The following is a 19,184-nucleotide window of genomic DNA, read 5'->3' on the forward strand; positions in this document are numbered from 1 at the left end:
CCCAGCGCTTCGAGGAGAGACCACCGTGAGCGATCTCGTGCTCAGCCCGCCAGAACCCGTGGCCAAGGTGCCCACGGAGAAGGCCGCCACCATGCTGCCGGTCCCGGAAGGGCGGGAGGCGGAACTGACGGAGAAGGCCCGCGGTTTCGCCGAGGAGCTGAGCGGCCTGGACCCCAGGTCGCCGGAGTTCACCCGGAAGGTGCACGACATCACCTCCATGGGCGACTCGGAGATCCGGGCCTCCTCCCAGGTGGCGAACCGCATGCTGAAACGGCCGGTGGCCGCGCTGGCGTCCGTCAAGGGCGAGGGCCGGGACGCGCAGGCGGCGGTGGCGGGGCAGCTGGTCGCGCTGCGCCGGACGATCGTCGACCTGGACCCCAAGCAGACGTCCGCCCCGGCCAGGAAGCTGCTGGGGCTGATCCCGTTCGGCGACAAACTGCGCGACTACTTCGCGAAGTACCGATCGGCGCAGAAACACCTCGACGACATCATCCGCGCCCTCAGGTCCGGGCAGGACGAGCTGCGCAAGGACAACGCGGCCATCGAGGGCGAGAAGACCAACCTGTGGGAGTCGATGAAGCGCCTGCAGGAGTACGCCCTGCTCGCCGCCGCCCTCGACGCCGCGGTGGAAGAGAAGATCATGTATGTCGAGGCGGCCGAGCCGGAGAAGGCCACCGCCCTGCGCTCGGACGCGTTGTTCGGCATCCGGCAGAAGCACCAGGACCTGCTGACGCAGCTCGCGGTGTCCGCCCAGGGGTATCTCGCCCTCGACCTGATCCGCAGGAACAACCTCGAACTGATCAAAGGCGTGGACCGGGCGACCACGACGACGGTCGCGGCGCTGCGCACGGCGGTGACCGTGGCCCAGGCCCTCGCCAACCAGAAACTCGTGCTCGACCAGATCACCGCGCTGAACGCCACCACCTCCGACCTGATCGTGGCGACGAGCGAGATGCTGCGCACCCAGGCGGCCGACATCCAGACCCAGGCGGCGTCGACCACGGTCGACATGGACGCGCTGCGCAGGGCGTTCGACAACATCTACGCCACCATGGACATGATCGACACGTTCAAGGCCAAAGCCGTGGAGAACATGGCGATCACCGTGGACAGCCTGACCGTCGAACTCGACCACGCGCGCACGTACCTGGAGCGCTCCCGGCGCGGCGACGAGCAGGAGCTTCCGCGATGAGAGGCTCGGCGCCCGGCGTGCCGCCCGACCCCCGCCCGGCCGACGTCGCACCCGGCACCCGGAACGAACCTCGTCAGGCCGGATCCGCACCCGGCATCCCACGCGACCCCCGCGCCACCGGGCCGGTGCCGCTCGACTCCCGCCGCAGCAGGCGGGTACCCGGCGCGCGGGCGGGTGCCCGCCGGCTCGGGTGGGCGCTCGCCGTGCTCGCCCTGCTGACGACGTCGGTCGCGTGCGGCGGGACCGGCACCACAGAAACCCCCGGCACCGCCGCGGATGGCCCGGACGTGCTGCGCGTCCTCGCGGGAAGCGAGGTCGGCGACCTGGAACCGCTGCTCAGGCGGTCCCAGGAGGCCGTCGGCGTGCGGGTCGCCCTGTCGTACGCCGGAACGCTCGACGGGGCCGACCAGGTGGCGGGCGGCGGCGCGGACGGGCGGTACGACGCGACCTGGTTCTCCTCCAACCGCTACCTGTCGCTGATCGAAGGGGCGTCCGCGCGGCTCTCGACCCAGACCAAGATCATGGTTTCGCCCGTGCTGCTCGGGCTGAAGGCGTCCAAGGCCCGCGAACTCGGCTGGGACGGCAAGACCGTGACCTGGAACGACATCGCCTCGGCCGCACGGGAGGGGAGGTTCACCTTCGGCATGACCAGCCCCGCGGCGTCCAACTCCGGATTCTCGGCCCTGGTCGGCGTGGCGGCGGCGCTCTCCGACACGGGCGAGGCCCTGGACGAGGCCAAGATCGCCGCGGTGACCCCCAGGCTGAAGGAGTTCTTCTCGGCGCAGACGCTCACCTCTGGCTCCTCGGGCTGGCTCGCGGACGCGTACGCCAGGGAGGGCGCGGTGGACGGGCTGGTGAACTACGAGTCCGTACTACTCGGCCTCAACGCCTCGGGAAAACTCGCCGAGCCGCTCACCCTGGTCTACCCGGGCGACGGGGTGGTGACGGCCGACTACCCGCTCACGCTCCTGAGCTCCGCACCCCCGGAGAAGAAGGAGCTGTACGGGAAGCTCGCCGCCTGGCTGCGCACGCCGGAGATCCAGCGGGAGATCATGACCACCACCCACCGCAGGCCCATCGTCCCCGAGGTGAGGCCGGAGGCGCGCTTCGGGACCGCGTCACCGGTGGAGCTGCCCTTCCCCAACCGGCGCGACGCGGCCGACAGACTGATCGGCGCCTACCTCAACCAGGTGCGCAGGCCCTCGCGGACCCTGTTCGTGCTGGACACCTCCGGCTCGATGGCAGGGGGGCGGATCGACGCGCTCAAGCAGGCGCTGACCGCACTATCAGGCGCCGACACCTCCGCCGGCGGATCGTTCTCGCGCTTCCGCGACCGCGAGACGGTGACGATGATCCCGTTCAGCACGGCCCCCGGCAGCCCGCGGACCTTCACGCTGCCCGACCGCGACCCCGAACCGGTGCTCCGGCGGATCCGCTCGTACGGCGAGGGGCTGCGGGCCGAGGGCGGAACCGCGATCTTCGACAGCCTGCGGGCCGCCTACGAGCAGATCCGGTCGTCGCCGTCGGAGGACTTCACCTCGATCGTGCTGATGACGGACGGTGAGAACACCGACGGCGCCTCCTACGACGACTTCGCCGACTACTACGCCTCACTGTCCGTGAAGTCCCGGACGTTCGTCGTGCTCTTCGGCGACAGCGACGTCGACGAGATGAAACGGATCGCCGAACTCACCGGCGGAGCGACCTTCGACGCCCGGCAGGGGTCGCTGGCCACGGCCTTCAAGGAGATCCGTGGCTACCAGTAGCCCGGCGGGGCGGATCCTCGCCTACGCCGGGTCGACCAGGAACATCGCCGGATGCGCCCTCGCCCTGGTCGGAGTGGTCCTGGTCTTCCTCGGCGTCGCCGGGACGTTCTGGCCCGTCGTGGTCGCCGGACTGTACGGCGTCGGGGTGCTGCTGGCCCCGGCGGACCGGGTGAGGCTCACGATCTCGCACGCGGAGGTGGAGTCCCGGCGGTTGGAGGCCGACCTCGCCACCCTGTTGGCCAAGGTCGACGAGAACCGGTTCCCCGACGACGTGGTGAGGCGGGTCGGCGCGCTCGCCGAGGTGCTGCGCGACATCCTCCGGCGGGCGGACACGCTCACCTCCTCGCCCGACCACCTGCACATCGTGTCGCAGACGATCAGGGACTATCTGCCGTCCAGCCTGGAGACGTACGCGAACCTGCCACGCTCCTACGCGCTCACCCGGCGCGGCGAGCGGGAGCGCAGCGCGCACGAGGAACTGCTCGCCCAGCTCGACCTGCTGGACACCCGGCTGCGCGAGGTGGCCGAGTCGGTCTACCGGGGTGACGAGCAGGCGCTGCGCGACCAGGGCAGGTTCCTGCGGGACCGGTTCGGCGGCTCCGGCCTGGATCTCTGACCCTGCCGCCCGGCACCTCCGGCGGCGCGAGGGGGTTCGTCGGACTCGGCCTCCGTCAACCGAGGCGTACGACGACCGTGTTCGAGCCGCCGCCCCGGCCCGCCAGGCGCCCGAAGGTGAGCGTGAGCCGCGCGCCGGTCGTCGCGCCCGCCAGGAGGGGATGCCCGCGCGACACCCCGGTCACCGGCCGGTTCCAGGTCACGGTGAGCTCGTCCAGGTCGCGCCGGGGATCCGACACGGTCAGCGTGGCCGTACCGTCGCCGGTCTCCCTGACGAGGACCGCGCACGGGGCGGAGGCGGCGAGGTCCCCGGCGGTCCCGTCGTTCCAGAAGTTGACGGCGGTGATCCCGAGCGACGGGACCCGGACACCCTGGCAGCGGGCGCTGTTGGCGAGCACCCGCGCCCAGCCGGGGTCGGCGGCGCGGGAGCGGGTCTCCGCCAGGCTCGCGCCCGGCAGGAGAAGGTAGACGTAACCCGCCGAGACGGGATCGACGCCGTGGTCGAACCAGAGCGTCACGTAACTCCGGGTCGCCCGCTCCCGGCCGCCGGTGCGCTCCTCGCGCAGCGTGCGCAGGCGGGTGCCGCAGGGCAGCACGTAGCCGCCGTGCCCCTCCAGGTGCGCCCACCCCTTCCCCTCGTCCACGACGAGAGGCGCGCCGGTCCTGCGGTTGTCCACGACGGTCTCGACCGGCACGCCGTCGGTGGCGGTGATCGCGGCGCCGAGGCAGACCACCGCGTCGTCGAGGAAGAACCACGACTTGAAGGCCTCCAGGGTGCTCTCGAAGCCGTTCAGGTGCTGGCCGACCGTCGCGTACCCGCCGTCGGTGGCGCCGCCCACCCAGCGGCCCGGTGGGCAGGTGTCGCCCCACGCCTCGCCGGCGCCGTCGGCCAGTCGCCGGGTGGAGACGGTCGTGCCCGGCAGGCGGTAGGGGTCGACGGTGGTCCAGAAAGAGTCGGAGTACTGGTCGCCGTGGCCGTCGGCCCACCAGTAGAGCATCCCCGAGCCGGTGTGCCAGCCGCGGAGGTTCTCGCCGTTGCCGTGCTCGTAGTGGCCGATGCGGTGGGAGGCCATGCTGAGGCCCGCGCACCAGCCGGGCCCGCGGTGGACGGCGCGGGCGCTCATCGCGAGCAGCCGGTGCCCGGCGGGTTCTTCGGCCGCGGGAACGGCGTCGTCGTCCAGGATCGCGGCGAGGCGGGCGTGGAACCCCAGGTCGTCCTCCTCGGCCGCGTCGAGCATGGGCCGGTGGGTGTTCCGCAGCGCCCATCCCTTCACCATGCCCTGCCAGCGGGATCGCTCGGCGGCGGAGGCCGTCTCTCCCAGCAGCAGGATCGCGGAGGCGATCGCCCGCCCCCTGTCGTGGTCGCCGTACGGTCGCCTGCCGACCGCCCGGCCGCTGACCAGGTCCATGCAGGAGCCGTCGTGGACGACCGGCGCGAACGTCCTCTCGACGCTGTCGAAGACGACCTGCCTTTCCCGGTCGACGACCTCCCACGGCGAGCCGCGCAACACCGCGAACAGCGTCGCGAGGCCGGACAGCAGCGACGCTCCGTACGTGCCCTGGTAGGGGACGGTCGTGTGCTGGACGAAGGAGCCGTCCCGGTAGAACCCGTCGCCCTCGGAGACGTAGGGGAAGACCGGGGAGAGCGCGGAGACCGCCGGCGCGATTTTCGCCGGGTCGGAGCCGAGGACGGCCCGCAGCAGCGTCACCACGCACAGGTCCACCCGGTTGGCCCCGGTGCTGGTCCCCTCGTAGTCGTCCAGACGGCACTCGGGGACGAAGTGCTCCACCGCCTCCCGCAGCGCCGCGGCCCGCGGGTCCGCCAGGTGCGGGCCGATCAGCAGGGCCGCGTCGAGGAGGTTCTTGGGGGCGCCGATCTGCCAGTGCCACCAGTTGCCGATCTGGTCGGCGCCCGCCGCGTACACCCGCCGCCGGTAGTGGTCGATGCCGGCCGCGACGGCCGAGGCCAGGTTCGCGTCGCCGGTGAGGCCGGTCCCCGGCAGGGCGTACGCGCGGGCCATGGTCCGCAGCCGGGCGGTGGTGGCGCCGAGCGAGGGGAACGGCAGGCCGGGCCAGAGCGACGTGTCGGCCGGTGCCATGGCGTCCCGGTATCCGGCCGCCCTCGTCCCCAGCCTCGCCAGCCGGGTCCGGTACGGCTCGGCCGTCGCGTCGAACCCCGACCCCGCCGTCACGTCCCGCCAGCGGTGACGCAGCGCGGTGAGGGGATCGGCCGGTGTGCGCGACGCGATCTTTGGGTACGCGGTCTCCTCGTGCCGCCCGATGCCGGCGTGCGCGGCGTACGCCGGGATCATCGCCCCGGTCGCGGCGACCCCGCCGAGCCAAAGAAAAGATCTTCGGGAATGTCGGTCCACGCCTAGATTGTCGGCCGGAAATCATCCTTGCCGTGGACACCGCGCCACATTGCCGTCATTTGCCATGATGTGGGCGGCTCGCCGCGGGCAGGGGGTCAGAGATCCACGTCGCGGGAGGCGACCACGCGGACCCCCTCGGGTTCACGGCCCACCGGGGTGACCACGACCCGCCTTCCCCGCTCCTCGTAGCCGTGCTCGGTCAGCCACATGAGGGTGTACACGTCGAGTTGGCTGAAGTGGATGGGGGAGGCGGGCGAGAAGATGTCGTCGCCGGTGTCGCCTTCGACGATCGACAGGGTGTAGGTGGTCATAGCAGCCTCCGGGCCGTGGTCGTCCTCGGGAGGTCCATACCCCGGGGTTGTCCTTGGGAGGTCCATCCCCCGGTCGAGAAGACCCCGCGCACATCCTCCGACAGCGGCGAACCCTCGCTCGCCCCGGCGCCCCGGCCATGGCACACATGCGCCCTCGTACGGCCGTCGCGCGCCTTGCCCTGCGGGCGTCCGAGGGGGGGAGCACCACCCTCCGAGCGGTCTCGGAAAAGCAGGGTTCCAATTACCCGAACGACGGCCGGGAACCGAACAGCTAAACAGAGGAAACGTATTCATATCAAGTCGCTATGACGGCTTGCACCAATCCCGAGTGGGAAACGCTTGCGCGATCGCCCGTACGCGACGAGAGCTCCACCTCCCCGCCGGAAAGCCCAACGGGAGGCGAACGACCGGCCTTCCCCAGGGAAATGGCAGTTCACCAAGAAACGTGAGGGATCATCCGAAACCTCCGGATGGCCGTACATCTCTAGAGAACCAGTGGCACGATCCAACCACAGGAGGGCTGCAGGCGGGGGCACTGGCCGTTTCGGACTGTCCGTATATCCACTTAGGTGTTATTTATAACCCAATAACCATAAGTGTCAATTACTGAGCCCTTTACCTTCCAAATAGATCACGGTCAGTCTAATATTTGGACCTATGTCATGGCGTGCATCAGATTTCCCAGATGGACAGGCTGGGTCCTCTCGCCGTGGCGGCGCTTCCTCTAGGCACGATTCCGAACACGCATCCGACTGGCACCCCGAACGCCTCCTGTCATTCGATTGGCGGAAGGTTATTCTGTTCACGGCGGTTTTGGCGATCATCGCCTTCGCCGTGATCTGGCTCGTGACCAGATCGACCTCCGGTTCGTCCCTCGCGGCGAACCCCACGCCCGACCCTTCCGACACCGGCTGGGAGAAGGCCGACTCCTCGCCTTCACCGACGCCGGAGTCCTCTCGCTCCACCCCCGAACCGACACCGAAGCCCACGCCCACCAAAAGCGGCAAGGAGAAGTCCCCTCGCCCCGAGGCCACTCCCACCCGGAAGCCACGGACCGAGACCAGGACCACCCCGCCACCCGCCGACCCGCCCGCCGGGTCCCGCTCACCCGAGCTCACCGCCAGGGAGGCGTACGGCATCCACGGCCGTTACCAGCGGGGGTTGTCGGCGGCCCAGGCCAGGAAGGACCAGGCGGCCATGGCGAAGCTGGAGCACGGGCTCGCGCTGGAGATGACACGGGCGAGTTTCAAAACCGCCGAGATGCAGGGAACCTCACTCGCGACGGGGATATGGCCCAACCCCCAGGTGTGGATCCCGCGCCACGTGGAGGGCACCGCCGACTGGTTCGTGGCGGTCTCGCACGAGCCCGGCGTCGCGAGGATCGTCGACGTGATGAGCTCGGCCCCCGGAGGCTGGAGGCTCGTCGCCTCGGCGGCCGACACGCGCGACACCCCGGCGCGGTTCCCCAAGATAGCCACCGACGGCGAGGGGTACGCGACGAGCCTGCCGGAGAACGCCACCGGCCTGAGCGCGACCCCGCGGCAGATCGCCCGCGCGCACCTCGCGAGCCTGGAGAACGCGGAAATCGACTCGCGGTTCGAGGAGGGCCCGTGGACCAGCGAGGCCTCGCTGTTCTGGCATCAGGAGCGGGTCCGGCTGGAGCAGGCCGACTGGAAGCTCACGCTGTCGTACCGGCTTGAGGGACCGGTACGCGCACTCAGGACCAGTGACGGGGGCGCCCTGGTCTGGTACGGAGCCCGATCCACCGAGCTCCGCGAGGCGGTGCGGGAAGGGGCGAAGGTCAAGCTGAAAGGCTCGGCCGCCGTCCGCACCCGCGGCAAGTCCTTCGCACGCTCGGTGAGCGCCACATACGGACGCATGTATGTGACCCATGTCCCCCCCGTTGGCTCGAACGAACCCGCTCGCGTACTGGGCGAGTGGAGCGACGTCCTGGAGAGCCACGGCGACTGACGTTTTTACCGGAAGAAAAGGAACATTCTAATGACACCCTCACGTAAGCCATCGCGCGCGACGGTGATCACTGCGAGTGTCGCGATCGGTGTCTTCGGCGCCGGCGCCGGGCTGGGAACCGTCATCGCCATCCGCCCCGACCCCGGCCAGGGGCAGGTGATGCGACTCGCCGCGGGAACGTACCTCCTCGACGACCAGGCGGGAGCCTGGACGGCGGGCGCGGCACCCGGCGGTGACCAACCGCTCCCGCTCTCCGGTGCCGACGCGGGCAGCACGATCGCGAAGGGCACCAAACGGGCCTCCGCCGCCGGGGACCAGCGGGTCTGCCTGACCACCACCACCGACGGGCGCGCGGTCGGCGGCGCCGCGGAGGGCTGTGTCGCCCTTCCCGTCCTGGGCGTGGCCGCCGCCGCGGCCGCGCCCCTCCAACGGCCGGGAAACCCCAAGAGCACTCCGGCCCCGCCGTCCGCTCCCAAGGCGACCGCGTCGACGAAGACCACGACGCCCAAGAAGGCCGATCCGCCCGCCAAACCCGACCCTGCGCCGGTCCAGCCCGCGCCCAACCCCGGGCCGGCGCAACCCCCCGCCCAGCCCCCTCCCGCCCAGGTGAACAACCAGCCCGTCAACCCTCCCGCTCCACCGCCTCCGACCCCGACGAAGAAGATCAGCGGCAACATCTCGGAGAGCCAGAACGAGAGCGGCAGCGTCATCGAGCCGCGCCCCGTGGAGCAGGTCGAGGTCGTCTCGCCGCCCAAGCCGGCTCCCGAGTCCGGCGCGACGAGGTCCTCGGGCCCCTCCCTGTCGGCACAGCCCCAGCCCAGCGGAGGGAACGGGCAGCAACCCCCCGCCGACAACGGAGACAGGCAGCCACAGCCGCAGCCCACCGGCGGCAACAGGCAACAGCCCCCTGCCGACAACGGAGACAGGCAGCCGCAACCGCAGCCCACCGGCGGCAACAGGCAACAGCCCCCCGACGGGAAGTGGCAGCAGTCCCCGGACAGGAACGGGCAGCGTCCCGGCGAGGGGAACCGGCAGCAGCAGCCCCAGCCGACCGGTGGCCTCAAGCCCCCGCAGGCCCAGCCCACCGGAGGAAACGGGCAGCAGCAACCTCGGCCCATCGGTGACGCCAGGAACCCACAGCCCGGGGACAACGCGAAAAACCCCCGGCCCACGGGCACTCTGAGGCCGGCGATCCGCTCGGGCACCGGCCAGCCGATCGTGCCCTCGGGTCAGGGTCCCGTGTCCACGTCGTCTCCCGAGACCAGGCCGACCGGTGACCCCGGCACGCCCTCGGCGGCACCGGCACCGCGCGCCGGCGACCGCACTCGCTCCCAGGCGCCCGACCCGTCGCGGAAACTCCCCTCGGCCGGGCCGTCCCAGCCGCAGCCTTCCCTCGGTCCCGCCGAGAACGCGTCGCAGGGTCCCGACGGGACCGTGCTCATGCCGGCCCCCCCGCAGCTTCCCGGCGGTGGCCCGGACGGCGGTGTCTCGCTGCCGATCTTCGAGAACCCCGAGCTCATGCGGCGCGCCCACGAGGCCCTCGGGCTGGACAGGGGGATGCGCTACACGGACGAGAACGGCGTGTGGGACCTCAACATCGCCCCGCCGGGCACCCCGCCGTGCCGCGACTACACCGCCGAGGAACTCCGGGCGCTCAGCGCGACCCAGGGGCCGGACCAGGCCCAGGGCGGCCAGGCCACGATCCCCCGCGACTCGTGCCTGTGGCCCGCCTTCATCCGCTGGCTCTACGCGGAGCCCGCACCCGGCCAGATCAGCAACTGGACCAAGTTCACCGGACTGCCCCAGCGCAACCTGGAGCTCGTGGTGACCGATCCTCCCCCCGTCCCGCTTCCCAGCCCGATCCCCAGCGAGAGCACCCTCCCGCAGCCTGACCAGGGACAGACCGACCGGCGACAGGGCGAGCAGCGGCAAGGCGAACAGCGACAGGGCGTCCCCGGCCAGGAGGAGCCCTGGCAGCCGGACACGGGCGGGCTGAACCCCGCCCAGCCGGGTCCCGAGGACGCGGTGGCCCCCAGAGACACCGGAGGCGACGTCTCCGAACAGTGGCCGGGCGAGAACACCGCTCCCTCCCACTCCGACCGGGGCCGGCCTCCCCGAGACCGGACCGAGCCGAACCCGTTCGAGTACGAGGGCCGATGAGCACACCTACCGGAACCGGGCGTCCCACGCCCGGCCCCGGCCAGGGGGCGGCCTGGGTGCGTGAGCACGGCGCGCACCTGATGGACTACGCCGCCTCCCACCTCGAACCCGGCCGGGCGCACGCGGCGGTCGTCTCCGCGCTGGCGGCCGGCCGGGCCGAGGCCGCTCCCGAGGGCGTCACGGCCCGGGGGCGACTGCTGGCCGCACTGCGACGTGACTGCCGCACCTCTCCGGGATACCGGGAGCGGTACGTGCCGGGTTCGGGGCCCGGCATGCCCGACGCCTCGCTGATCGAGCGGGTGTGGACGATCGTCGACCCCCTGGGCACGGAGGCGCTCAGGTTGACGTACCGCCACGCGCTCAGCATGGAGGACCTCTCCCACATGCTGGCGATGCCCGTCAACGAGGTCAGCAGGCTCACCACCCGTACCCAGGATCTGATCGAGACCCTGGTGAGCGGACTGGACGCGCTCACCCACGGGCGGCGTACCTGTCCGGAGCTCGCCCCGCTGGTGGAGAACGTCTTTCCCGACGTCTTTCCCGACGGCCCGCCCGGCGGACGGACGGCGCACTCCTCCGCGGACCCGGCGGAGGCCCAGGCGAGCCTGCTCTCCCACATGATCAGGTGTCCCGTGTGCACGCGGCCGATCAACATCCGCTACACGGCGCCGCAGATGATCGCCTATCCTCCGGTCGCGCCGCTCTCCGCCGAGGAGCGGCAGCGGCTCGTGGACTCGCTGCCTCCCGAGGCAGCCCGCGACGCGGCCTCGGAGGCGGCCCCGCCCGCACGACCGGCCCGTGGCGGGTCTCCCGTCCTGTCCGCCCCGCCTCCGGGTGGGCACTCCCCGGTCCTTCCCGCGCCCCCGGCCGGGGGCCGAACTCCCGCCCCACCCGGACGACGGTCCTCCACGCCACCCGCCTCCCCGCCCGCCTCCCCGGCCGGACGACGGTCCTCCACGCCACCCGCCTCCCCGCCCGCCTCCCCGGCCGGACGACGGTCCTCCACGCCACCCGCCTCCCCGGCCGCGGGCGGCACCACCCCGGCACCGCCCCCGCCCAGGGTCGGCACGCCTCCCTACCCACCGGTGGCGTCGAAACCTCCCACGAAGCCGAAGCCACCTGCCACGACGCCGCCGAGTACGACGTCGGGCGCGGTGTCGCCGGTCACGGCACCGGGAGAGGAGCCCGCGGCGGCTTCCCGCGCTCCCGCCCCCTCCTCGGGCCTGCCTCCGCTGCCCGCCCTGCCGCCCCGCAGGACCCGGCCGGCCCGCCCGCCGTCCGCGCCTCCCGTACCCGGACACGACACCCCCCTCTACGACGCCCTGCTCACCCAGGCGTGGGCTCGCGAGGTCCTCGCCCAGAGCGAGGAGCTCACCGGCACCATCCCCCGGCAGGAGCCGCCGGCTCCCCAACCGGTCGCCAAGGCCGAACCCGTCGTCATCGCCGGGCAGGCGTCCGTCGAGATGCGCGATACCGGGACACGCGAAACCGGAGTACGCGAGGCCAAAACCCGCGAGACCAAAACCCGCGAAACCGGAGTACGCGAAACCGGAGTACGCGAGACCGGAGTGCGCGAGACCGGAACACTCGACGACACCCAGGTTCCCGCGCTGCGCTTCCACACCGAACCCGACGACCGCCCCGACGAGGAGCGGATCGAGATGGGGATCCGCGTGCTGGAGGCGCTCAGCTGGGCGGGTGCCCGGATCAGGAACACGACGATCAAGATCGTCATCATCGTCGTGGCGGGCGCGGCGGGCACCCTGACCGGAATGAACTTTCTCGGTCCCGCGATCGGGCCCGAGGAGCCCGCGAGGTCGCTGCAGGCGTCCACCAGCCAGGCCACCCGTTCTCCGCCTCCCGCCGCCGACGCGCCGACGCGGCAGGACGGGCTCGCCTCCCGGCTTCGGGTCCCACCCGTGGTGACGCTGGACGAGTTCGGCCTGGGAAGCATGGTCCTCACCTCCTCGGGAGAGCCGTTGAAATGGCGGATCTCGGCTCCCGGCCTGGCCGTGACCCCTTCCGGCGGCACGCTGCGGGAGGGGGTCACACAGGTGATCAACCTACGTGCCCACCGGGTCCGCAACTGGTGCGGCGCCCCCGCGTCGGCCACCGCTCCGGTGACCGTTCACGCCCTCGACGACTCGATCAGTACGACGGTGCGCTGGCGGACCTGCTGACCGACCCCATCCCCCACGATCACTTTTCAAGAAAGGACCAGGGAAATGACGGATACCTCTCCCCATATCCATGCATCACCGCCCAATCCGCCGCTCCCGCCCGACCAGTTCCACGAAACGGTCCCGCTCACCGCGGAGCACCTGCTCACCAACCGCCGCCCGGAACCCGCCGGGGGGTGGCGCCGTCTCGTCTGGCAGCTCTCCGGCAAGCGCATCATCCCCGCGGAGTCGGCGGCGGAGGTGGAACGGCGCACGCTGATCGCGCATGCCCAGACCCCCGTCGCGAGCGGGCACCACCGGATCGCGGTCATGAGCCTCAAGGGCGGGGTCGGCAAGACCACGACGACGGTCGCCCTCGGCAACACGCTGGCCTCGCTGCGCGGTGACCGGGTGATCGCGATCGACGCCAACCCCGACCGCGGGACCCTCGGTCTCAAGGTCAAGTCCGAGACGGCCGCGACCATCCGCACCATGCTCGCCGAGGCCCCCCACATCCTGCGCTACGCCGACGCGCGCGCCTTCACCTCCCAGTCACCCGCCCGGCTTGAGGTCCTCGCCTCCGACACCGACCCGGCGGTGAGCGAGGCGTTCAACGCCGAGGACTACCGCACGGTCGCCGGGCTCATCGAGCGCTACTACTCCATCTGCATCACCGACTGCGGGACCGGCCTGCTGCACGGGGCGATGGGCGCGACGCTGGAACTGGCCGACCAGATCGTGCTGGTCAGCCTGGTCGCGGTGGACGGGGCGAGTTCGGCCGCCGCGACGCTGGACTGGCTGACCGCCCACGGCCACGCCGACCTCGTCAGGAACGCCATCGTCGTGCTGAACGCCGTGGAGCCCAAGTCCGACGTGGACCTGGACCTGCTGGAGCGCCACTTCTCCTCGCGCTGCCGCGCGGTGATCCGCATCCCCTACGACCCGCACCTCAAGGAGGGTGCCGAGGTGGACCTGGTCCGCCTCCGACCCACGACCCGGGGCGCGTACCTTCGCCTGGCCGCCGCGGCCGGACAGAGCTTCGGGCAGCGCCCCGACCGGAGCAACTAGTGCGACCGGTCGCCGACGATCCCACGCTGAACTGGGATCTGGGCCCGCCGCCAAGCGCCCGGCGGCGGATGCTCATCGTGGTCGTCTCGATCGTGGGGACGATCCTGCTGGCGGCCGGCGCATGGCAGCTCCTCCGACCCGACTCCGCCACCCCCGTGAACGCCTCCGCGCCGAAGGCCCTCGGAGATACCGTTCTCCTCGCCCCGCCCTCCGCCTACGAGGGTGCGGCCGGTTACCCCGTCGGGTTCCCCCGCACCGAGCTGGGCGCGGCCTCCGCCGCCGCCGCGGCGCTGGAGGCCGCGTGGACCCTGGACGTCGAACAGGCCGAGCAGGCCGCGGTGCTTTACGCGCGGCCCGAGGAGCATGACGCGGCGCGGGCCGGTGCCCGCGAGGCCGTCGCGGGGTGGAGGGAGATCCTCGGCCTGCCCAAGGACGGGGCACTCCCCGACGGCGCCGCCATGAGGACACGGACGATCGGTGTCCAGTGGAAACCCCGCGCCCAGGATCAGGTGCAGGTCTCGGTCCTGGTCCAGGTGACCGCGACCAAGGGCGTCGGCGACACCGATCCAACCTATTCGAGCCCGTACGCCATGAGCCTGCTCATGGTCTGGCAGCCCGGCATGCGCGGTGCGAACCAGGGGGACTGGGTCAACGTCCCCGACCCCCTCGCCACCTCCGTGCCGCCGGTCGCCCTCCCGGGCACCCCGGAATTCACCGCCGCGGGCTGGAAACCCATCTCCGGCCCAGAGCCCACCCCATAGATCGAGGAAGAGCGATCAATGCCCCCACGCAGCTCATCCCGGCGTGTCACCTTACTCTCCGGCCTTCTGCTGGCCGCGGTATCCGCGACGACGAGCGCGGTCATCGCCCAGCCGTGGGCCGCCATGGCGGATCCCGGCCTGAGCTCCGGCTCATCGTCGCAGGAGTTCGCCGGTTCTCCCCCTTCACGCCAGGAACCCCCCTCCGAGGTCGAAGACACCTCCCAGCAGGACGGGACTCCCCCGTCGGGCGACTCCCGCTCGGCCCCCTCGGACGACTCCCGTTCGACATCCGACAGGAACCCGCCCTCGGACGGCGACTCCCGTTCCAGAACGGACAGGAACCCGCCCTCGGGCAGCGGCTCCCGCTCCGGGGACGGGAATCCGCCCGCCGAGACGCGGACCCGTCGCGCCCCCTCGGAGGAGACCTCGTCCCCCGAGACCGACAGCCCCCCGCCCACGTCCCGTAACCGTTCCGGCGAGAGGAACACCGCACCGCGCGTGGAGGAGGACGCTCCCGTCGAGCGGCGCTCCGCCTCCCCCGATGGGACGACGACGCGGGAGGCCACACGGTCCAGGAACGCGGCGCCGACGAGCTCGCCGTCCAGCAGGTCACGTCCCGCCGAGGACCCGCCCGTGAGCACCAGGTCCACCGAGAGCTCACCGAGGAGGTCCGAGCCGACGACCAAGCCGACGACCAGGAGGAACACCAGGTCCACCGACGCCCCCGTGGAGGCCAGGAAGGTCCCCGCGCCGTCCAGGAACACCAGGCCCACCACCGACCCGTCCCCCGAGGCCAAGAAGCCCACCCCGGCGCCGTCGGCGACGTCCACGGCGACCTCCGCCCCCGCCACCCCGGCGCCGTCGCCCAGCGCCACCTCCTCACCCGCGTCGACCGGGACACCGCAGCCGCCGGCGACGACACCGTCCCCCTCCGGTACGACCACCCAGCCCGCGCCGTCCCCCACACCCACCGCGACGGCGACCGCGACCGCTACGGCAACGGCGAAACCCACCGCGACGGCGACGGCGACCAAATCCGCGCCGAGCGGCACCCCCGCCCCCAAGCCCACTCAGAAGCCCACCACTTCGCCCAAGGAAACTCCGAAGCCCTCGGCGAGCCCGACCCCGCCCGTCACCCCGGCCCCCACCGCCACCTCGTCGCGCCCCGGCGCGCCTCGTTGGGCGACCCACGCGCCCCGGCCCGCACCCGCGCGGACCGACGTCCGTGAGCCCTCCCTCCTGCTCGAGCCGGTCCAGAGCACCCGATCCCCGATGGCGGCCCCGTCCCCGGCGCCCTCGATCCGTACCGTCCTGCCTCTGCCCCCGCTCAAGCGCTCCACCTCCGACCTCTGTAAGCCGGAGGACCTCGCCTCGTGCTGGAGCCTCGCGCCCTGGCGTGGCCGTACCGCGGCGTCCCCCGGCGTCCGGCTGATCGCGAACCACGAGCCGGCGGGCGCGCCGCGCTGGGTGTTCGCGCCGCCCGCCTCGCCCACCCAGCCCTCGGGCCCGACCGTGTGGGCGATCCCCAGCCCGACGAGCACCGGCTGCTGGAGCTTCAGTCCCTCCACACTCTGCGCAAGATCCTGGGAGGAGTAATCATGATCACCAGATCCCACGTGCGGGTGGCCGTACTCAGCATGGTGGCCGCGCTGACGGTGAGCACCCTCAGCGCGGCCCAGGGAGAGGTGGTCTCCGCGGCCCCCTGCGCCCCCGCCGCCACCGGCGAGGCCAGCGCCGCGCAAGCCCTCAGCTGGGGCGCACCGTCCTGGTGCGCGGAGTTCGACGACTACCTCGACGAGTCCGACTGGGTCTTCTACGACTCGGCCGGGCACGCCGGCAACGGCCGCCGATCCCCCCAGCAGCTCTACCTCGGAAACGGGGCGCTCTACCTGTACGGTCGCGAGGACGGGACCACGGCCGGCCTGGCCGCCCGTCACGCCCAGGCGTACGGGCGCTGGGAGACCCGTATCCGCCTGTACCCGGGAGCCGGGTCGTACCATCCCGTCGCCCTGCTGTGGCCGAAGGACGGCGGCGGCAACGTGCGGAGTTCCACCGGTGAGGAGATCGACTTCCTGGAGGTCATCAACGATCCCGAGCGGCAGCGGCCGAACTTCTTCCTGCACACCCCTCAGGGGCAGGAGCAGGCCCACGCCAACATCGACATGACCGCCTGGCACACCTACGCCGTGGAGGTCACCCCCAGCAGCGTCGTCGGCTACATCGACGGGCAGGAGTGGTTCCGCTCGGGGAACGCCACCCGTAGTTCGATGTCGGTCTGCCTGCAGCTGGACTGGTTCCCCGGCCAGGGAAGCTCCGGCGAGGCGTGGATGGAAGTGGACTGGCTCCGCATCTACCCGGCCTCGGCGGGAACCGCGGGCTGACCCCGCTCCGCACCGCAGGAGGGTGCGGGACCCGTCACGGGTCCCGCACCCTCCTCGCGTCCGCGGCCTTCCCGCTCACCCGGCCCGCTCACCCGGCCCGCACCACCCCGGCACGGCCCTCTCGGCGCGGGACGTTCGGGGAGCGTCGAACCTCTTCGAGGTGGTGGCCCCTCTGCCCGCCGTTCAGCCCGTGGCCACGGGGAGCCTCGACTCCAGGACCTGGCCGGGCCAGTCGCCGACCTTGAAGCTCTCCGTCCTGGTGAAGCCCTGGCTCTCGTAGTACGCCACCAGCCGGCCGTCGTCACCGGCGTAGCAGTCGACCCGCACCAGCGCGATCCCCAGCCCTGCGGCCTCCGCGCGGGCGCGCTCCAGCAGGGCGGCCCCGACTCCCCTGCCGTGGAACCTCGGATCGACGACCAGCCCCTGGATGTAGAGCTCCGGCTCGGGAGCGGGGGGGACATAGGGCATCGCGGGCCCCACTACCAGGCAGCCCGCGGGCCGGCCGTCGAGCTCGGCGACGCGCATCCCGCCGGATGTCGCCCACGAGGTGACCCGCTCGACACGGGCCGCGTCGACGGAGAACGGCTCACTGCCCCACTGGCCGGTGCGGCCCAGGGAGGTCAGCCACGCCACCGCGCCGTCGAACATCGCCAGAACGGCCGGTGCGTCGCCAAGATGACCGTCACGGATAATCATCGGCGGATCTTAACAGGACACACACCTACATAGGAGGACATGCCAGCCAGGTGCGTCATACCGGGAGTCTTTTCGAGCCACTTCCGGCACCACTTGGCCGATGCCTCTCCCGGTCGCGCCGCAGGTGGGAACCATTGCCCTCCCCGACCGAACAACAACGAGAGCTTGTTCGGGCTTTGCTAGTTAATTAACGACAATCACCTATAAATGACTTAAAAGGATGTCATTAAATACGAAGAGATGATTTTCGGGGGGGTAGCCATATTACGACGTCCGCGGTCAATCCGAGGTCAGGTGACCCTCATAGCGATCATCGCGTTCGCCCTGGTCCTGGGAATGGGCATGTTCGTCACCTTGCAGGTCGTGAAGACCAGGCTTTCGGCGGACCTCTCCGACCTGGCGGCCGACGCGGCCGCCAACACGGCCCTGGACATCGAGAAAGGCCCCGCGGACACCGTCATCTTCCCGCTCAACCGCGTCAACCGCATCCAGGTCGTCGCGAACGACGGCCGGGTGGTCGCCGCCAGCCCGGCCATGAAGGAAAAGCCGCCGCTCACCCAGAAGCGCCCACCTCCCGGCCAGGCGCGCGTGGACGAGACGGTGTGCGCGACCCTACCGCCGAAGGAACGGGCGTGCTACAGCGTCGCGGGCCTCCGGGTCGAAGACTCCGTCTACGGCGACGTGATGATCTACGCGATAATGCCGGAACCCCCGTTGCTCCGCTCCAGCTTCCTCGCGATCACGCTCACGCTCTTCTCCTCGGGGCTTCTCGCGCTGCTCGGCTGGGGCGCCTGGCAACTCGCCGGCCGTACGCTCGCCCCGGTGGAACGGATCCGCGCCGAGATGACCGAGATCACCGCCTCCGACCTCAGCCGCCGGATGCCCGTCCCCGCCTCGGGGAACGAGATGGCGCAGCTCACCCAGACCATCAACGCGACCCTCGAAAGGTTGGAGCGGGCCGTGGAGAACCAGCGTCGCTTCGCCTCCGACGCCTCCCATGAGCTGCGCACCCCCCTGACCGGGTTACGTACCAAGCTCGAACTGGCGATCTCCGACCCCGAGGCGGAGGACCCGCTCACGACGATGCGCTCGGTGCTGGCCGACGCGGACCGGCTCCAGGCCGTCATCGAGGACCTGCTGCTGCTCGCCTGTCTGGACTCCGGCGTGCGGGTCGCACCGGAGGTGATCGACCTCGCCGACCTGGTCACCTCGGAGGTGAGGCGCCGGCCGACCCGGCACGAGGTGCTGTTGAAGCTCGACCCCGGCGTCACGGTGCGAGGCAGCAGGGTCCAGCTGGTACGACTGCTCACCAACCTGCTGGCCAACGCCGACCGGCACGCGGTGAAGGAGGTGCAGGTCCGGGTCGGGAGCCGGCTGGGCGAGGCCGTGCTGGAGGTCATCGACGACGGGCTCGGCATCCCCGAGACAGAGCGGGAGCGGGTCTTCCAGCGGTTCACCCGCCTGGACTCGGCGCGCAGCCGCGACGCCGGGGGAACCGGCCTGGGCCTGTCCATCGCCAGGGACATCGCCGTGGCACACCGCGGCAGGCTCTACGCCGCCGACAACACCACCGGCCGCGGCGCCCGGCTCGTCCTCCGCCTGCCGCTGTCGACCGCGCCCGACTCCTGAGCCTGCCTCACGGTGGGGGACGGGGCTTCACGGCAGGCACCCCACAGTGAAAAGGGCTTCGCGGACGGCGATTCTCGATGAAGGGAACGGGCTTCGCAGGTGG

The 19,184-nt window shown here is 71.6% G+C and carries 14 protein-coding genes; 9 read left to right on the plus strand and 5 right to left on the minus strand.

Features of this window, described 5'->3' with window-relative positions; all coding sequences use genetic code 11:
• The first annotated feature begins 25 nt into the window (after positions 1-25).
• From ABZ664_RS30935 to ABZ664_RS30945, 3 genes are read left to right on the plus strand one after another with little or no spacing between them, the layout of a single operon-like run.
• Positions 26-1,192, plus strand: coding sequence for a toxic anion resistance protein (locus ABZ664_RS30935; protein ID WP_362517515.1), 1,167 nt, complete (start codon positions 26-28; stop codon positions 1,190-1,192).
• Positions 1,189-2,958 (plus strand): VWA domain-containing protein, encoded by a 1,770-nt coding sequence (locus ABZ664_RS30940; RefSeq protein WP_362517518.1) that lies wholly within the window; start codon positions 1,189-1,191, stop codon positions 2,956-2,958. The genes ABZ664_RS30935 and ABZ664_RS30940 overlap by 4 nt, the downstream gene beginning before the upstream one ends.
• On the plus strand, positions 2,945-3,574 hold the full coding sequence (locus ABZ664_RS30945; protein ID WP_362517521.1) for a hypothetical protein: 630 nt from the start codon (positions 2,945-2,947) through the stop codon (positions 3,572-3,574). Before ABZ664_RS30940 ends, ABZ664_RS30945 begins: the two co-directional genes overlap by 14 nt.
• Before the next feature lie 55 nt (positions 3,575-3,629).
• On the opposite strand, the gene ABZ664_RS30950 is transcribed toward ABZ664_RS30945, so the two are convergent.
• Both ABZ664_RS30950 and ABZ664_RS30955 read right to left on the minus strand, forming a co-directional pair.
• On the minus strand, positions 3,630-5,945 hold the full coding sequence (locus ABZ664_RS30950; protein WP_362517524.1) for a polysaccharide lyase 8 family protein: 2,316 nt from the start codon (positions 5,943-5,945) through the stop codon (positions 3,630-3,632).
• 95 nt (positions 5,946-6,040) lie between these two features.
• Positions 6,041-6,256 carry a hypothetical protein gene (locus ABZ664_RS30955; RefSeq protein WP_362517527.1) on the minus strand — a complete coding sequence of 72 codons (216 nt, stop codon included), beginning with the start codon at positions 6,254-6,256 and terminating at the stop codon, positions 6,041-6,043.
• A gap of 813 nt (positions 6,257-7,069) precedes the next feature.
• Between ABZ664_RS30955 and ABZ664_RS30960 the strand changes: the two genes are divergently transcribed.
• Genes ABZ664_RS30960 through ABZ664_RS30975 form a run of 4 tightly spaced genes read left to right on the plus strand, consistent with a single transcriptional unit; the run spans position 7,070 to position 13,614 of the window.
• Positions 7,070-8,227, plus strand: a complete 1,158-nt coding sequence (locus ABZ664_RS30960; protein ID WP_362517530.1) for a hypothetical protein — start codon at positions 7,070-7,072, stop codon at positions 8,225-8,227.
• A 30-nt stretch (positions 8,228-8,257) separates the two neighbouring features.
• Positions 8,258-10,387: a hypothetical protein gene (locus ABZ664_RS30965; RefSeq protein WP_362517533.1), complete on the plus strand. Its 2,130-nt coding sequence runs from the start codon at positions 8,258-8,260 to the stop codon at positions 10,385-10,387.
• Complete coding sequence (locus tag ABZ664_RS30970) at positions 10,384-12,567, plus strand: hypothetical protein (RefSeq protein WP_362517536.1); 2,184 nt, start codon at positions 10,384-10,386, stop codon at positions 12,565-12,567. Before ABZ664_RS30965 ends, ABZ664_RS30970 begins: the two co-directional genes overlap by 4 nt.
• Before the next feature lie 45 nt (positions 12,568-12,612).
• Entirely contained in the window at positions 12,613-13,614 is a 1,002-nt protein-coding gene (locus ABZ664_RS30975) for a MinD/ParA family protein (RefSeq protein WP_362517539.1), read from the plus strand.
• A gap of 571 nt (positions 13,615-14,185) precedes the next feature.
• Here ABZ664_RS30975 and ABZ664_RS30980 read toward each other — a convergent pair.
• Both ABZ664_RS30980 and ABZ664_RS30985 read right to left on the minus strand, forming a co-directional pair.
• A complete protein-coding gene (locus ABZ664_RS30980; protein ID WP_362517542.1) occupies positions 14,186-15,445 on the minus strand; it encodes a hypothetical protein in 1,260 nt (419 codons plus the stop codon).
• Positions 15,446-15,943 carry a hypothetical protein gene (locus tag ABZ664_RS30985; RefSeq protein ID WP_362517545.1) on the minus strand — a complete coding sequence of 166 codons (498 nt, stop codon included), beginning with the start codon at positions 15,941-15,943 and terminating at the stop codon, positions 15,446-15,448.
• Between the two features lie 30 nt (positions 15,944-15,973).
• Here ABZ664_RS30985 and ABZ664_RS30990 point away from each other — a divergent pair, with 30 nt between their 5' ends.
• Positions 15,974-16,756 carry a glycoside hydrolase family 16 protein gene (locus ABZ664_RS30990; protein ID WP_362517548.1) on the plus strand — a complete coding sequence of 261 codons (783 nt, stop codon included), beginning with the start codon at positions 15,974-15,976 and terminating at the stop codon, positions 16,754-16,756.
• Positions 16,757-16,939: 183 nt separating this feature from the next.
• Here ABZ664_RS30990 and ABZ664_RS30995 read toward each other — a convergent pair whose 3' ends face one another.
• Positions 16,940-17,452, minus strand: coding sequence for a GNAT family N-acetyltransferase (locus tag ABZ664_RS30995; RefSeq protein ID WP_362517551.1), 513 nt, complete (start codon positions 17,450-17,452; stop codon positions 16,940-16,942).
• A gap of 294 nt (positions 17,453-17,746) precedes the next feature.
• On the opposite strand from ABZ664_RS30995, the gene ABZ664_RS31000 reads away from it, so the two are divergent.
• On the plus strand, positions 17,747-19,081 hold the full coding sequence (locus ABZ664_RS31000) for an ATP-binding protein (protein ID WP_362517554.1): 1,335 nt from the start codon (positions 17,747-17,749) through the stop codon (positions 19,079-19,081).
• Positions 19,082-19,184 lie beyond the last annotated feature (103 nt).

The sequence above is a fragment of the Streptosporangium sp. NPDC006930 genome, from assembly GCF_040635605.1.
In the GTDB taxonomy this organism is placed as follows: domain Bacteria; phylum Actinomycetota; class Actinomycetes; order Streptosporangiales; family Streptosporangiaceae; genus Streptosporangium.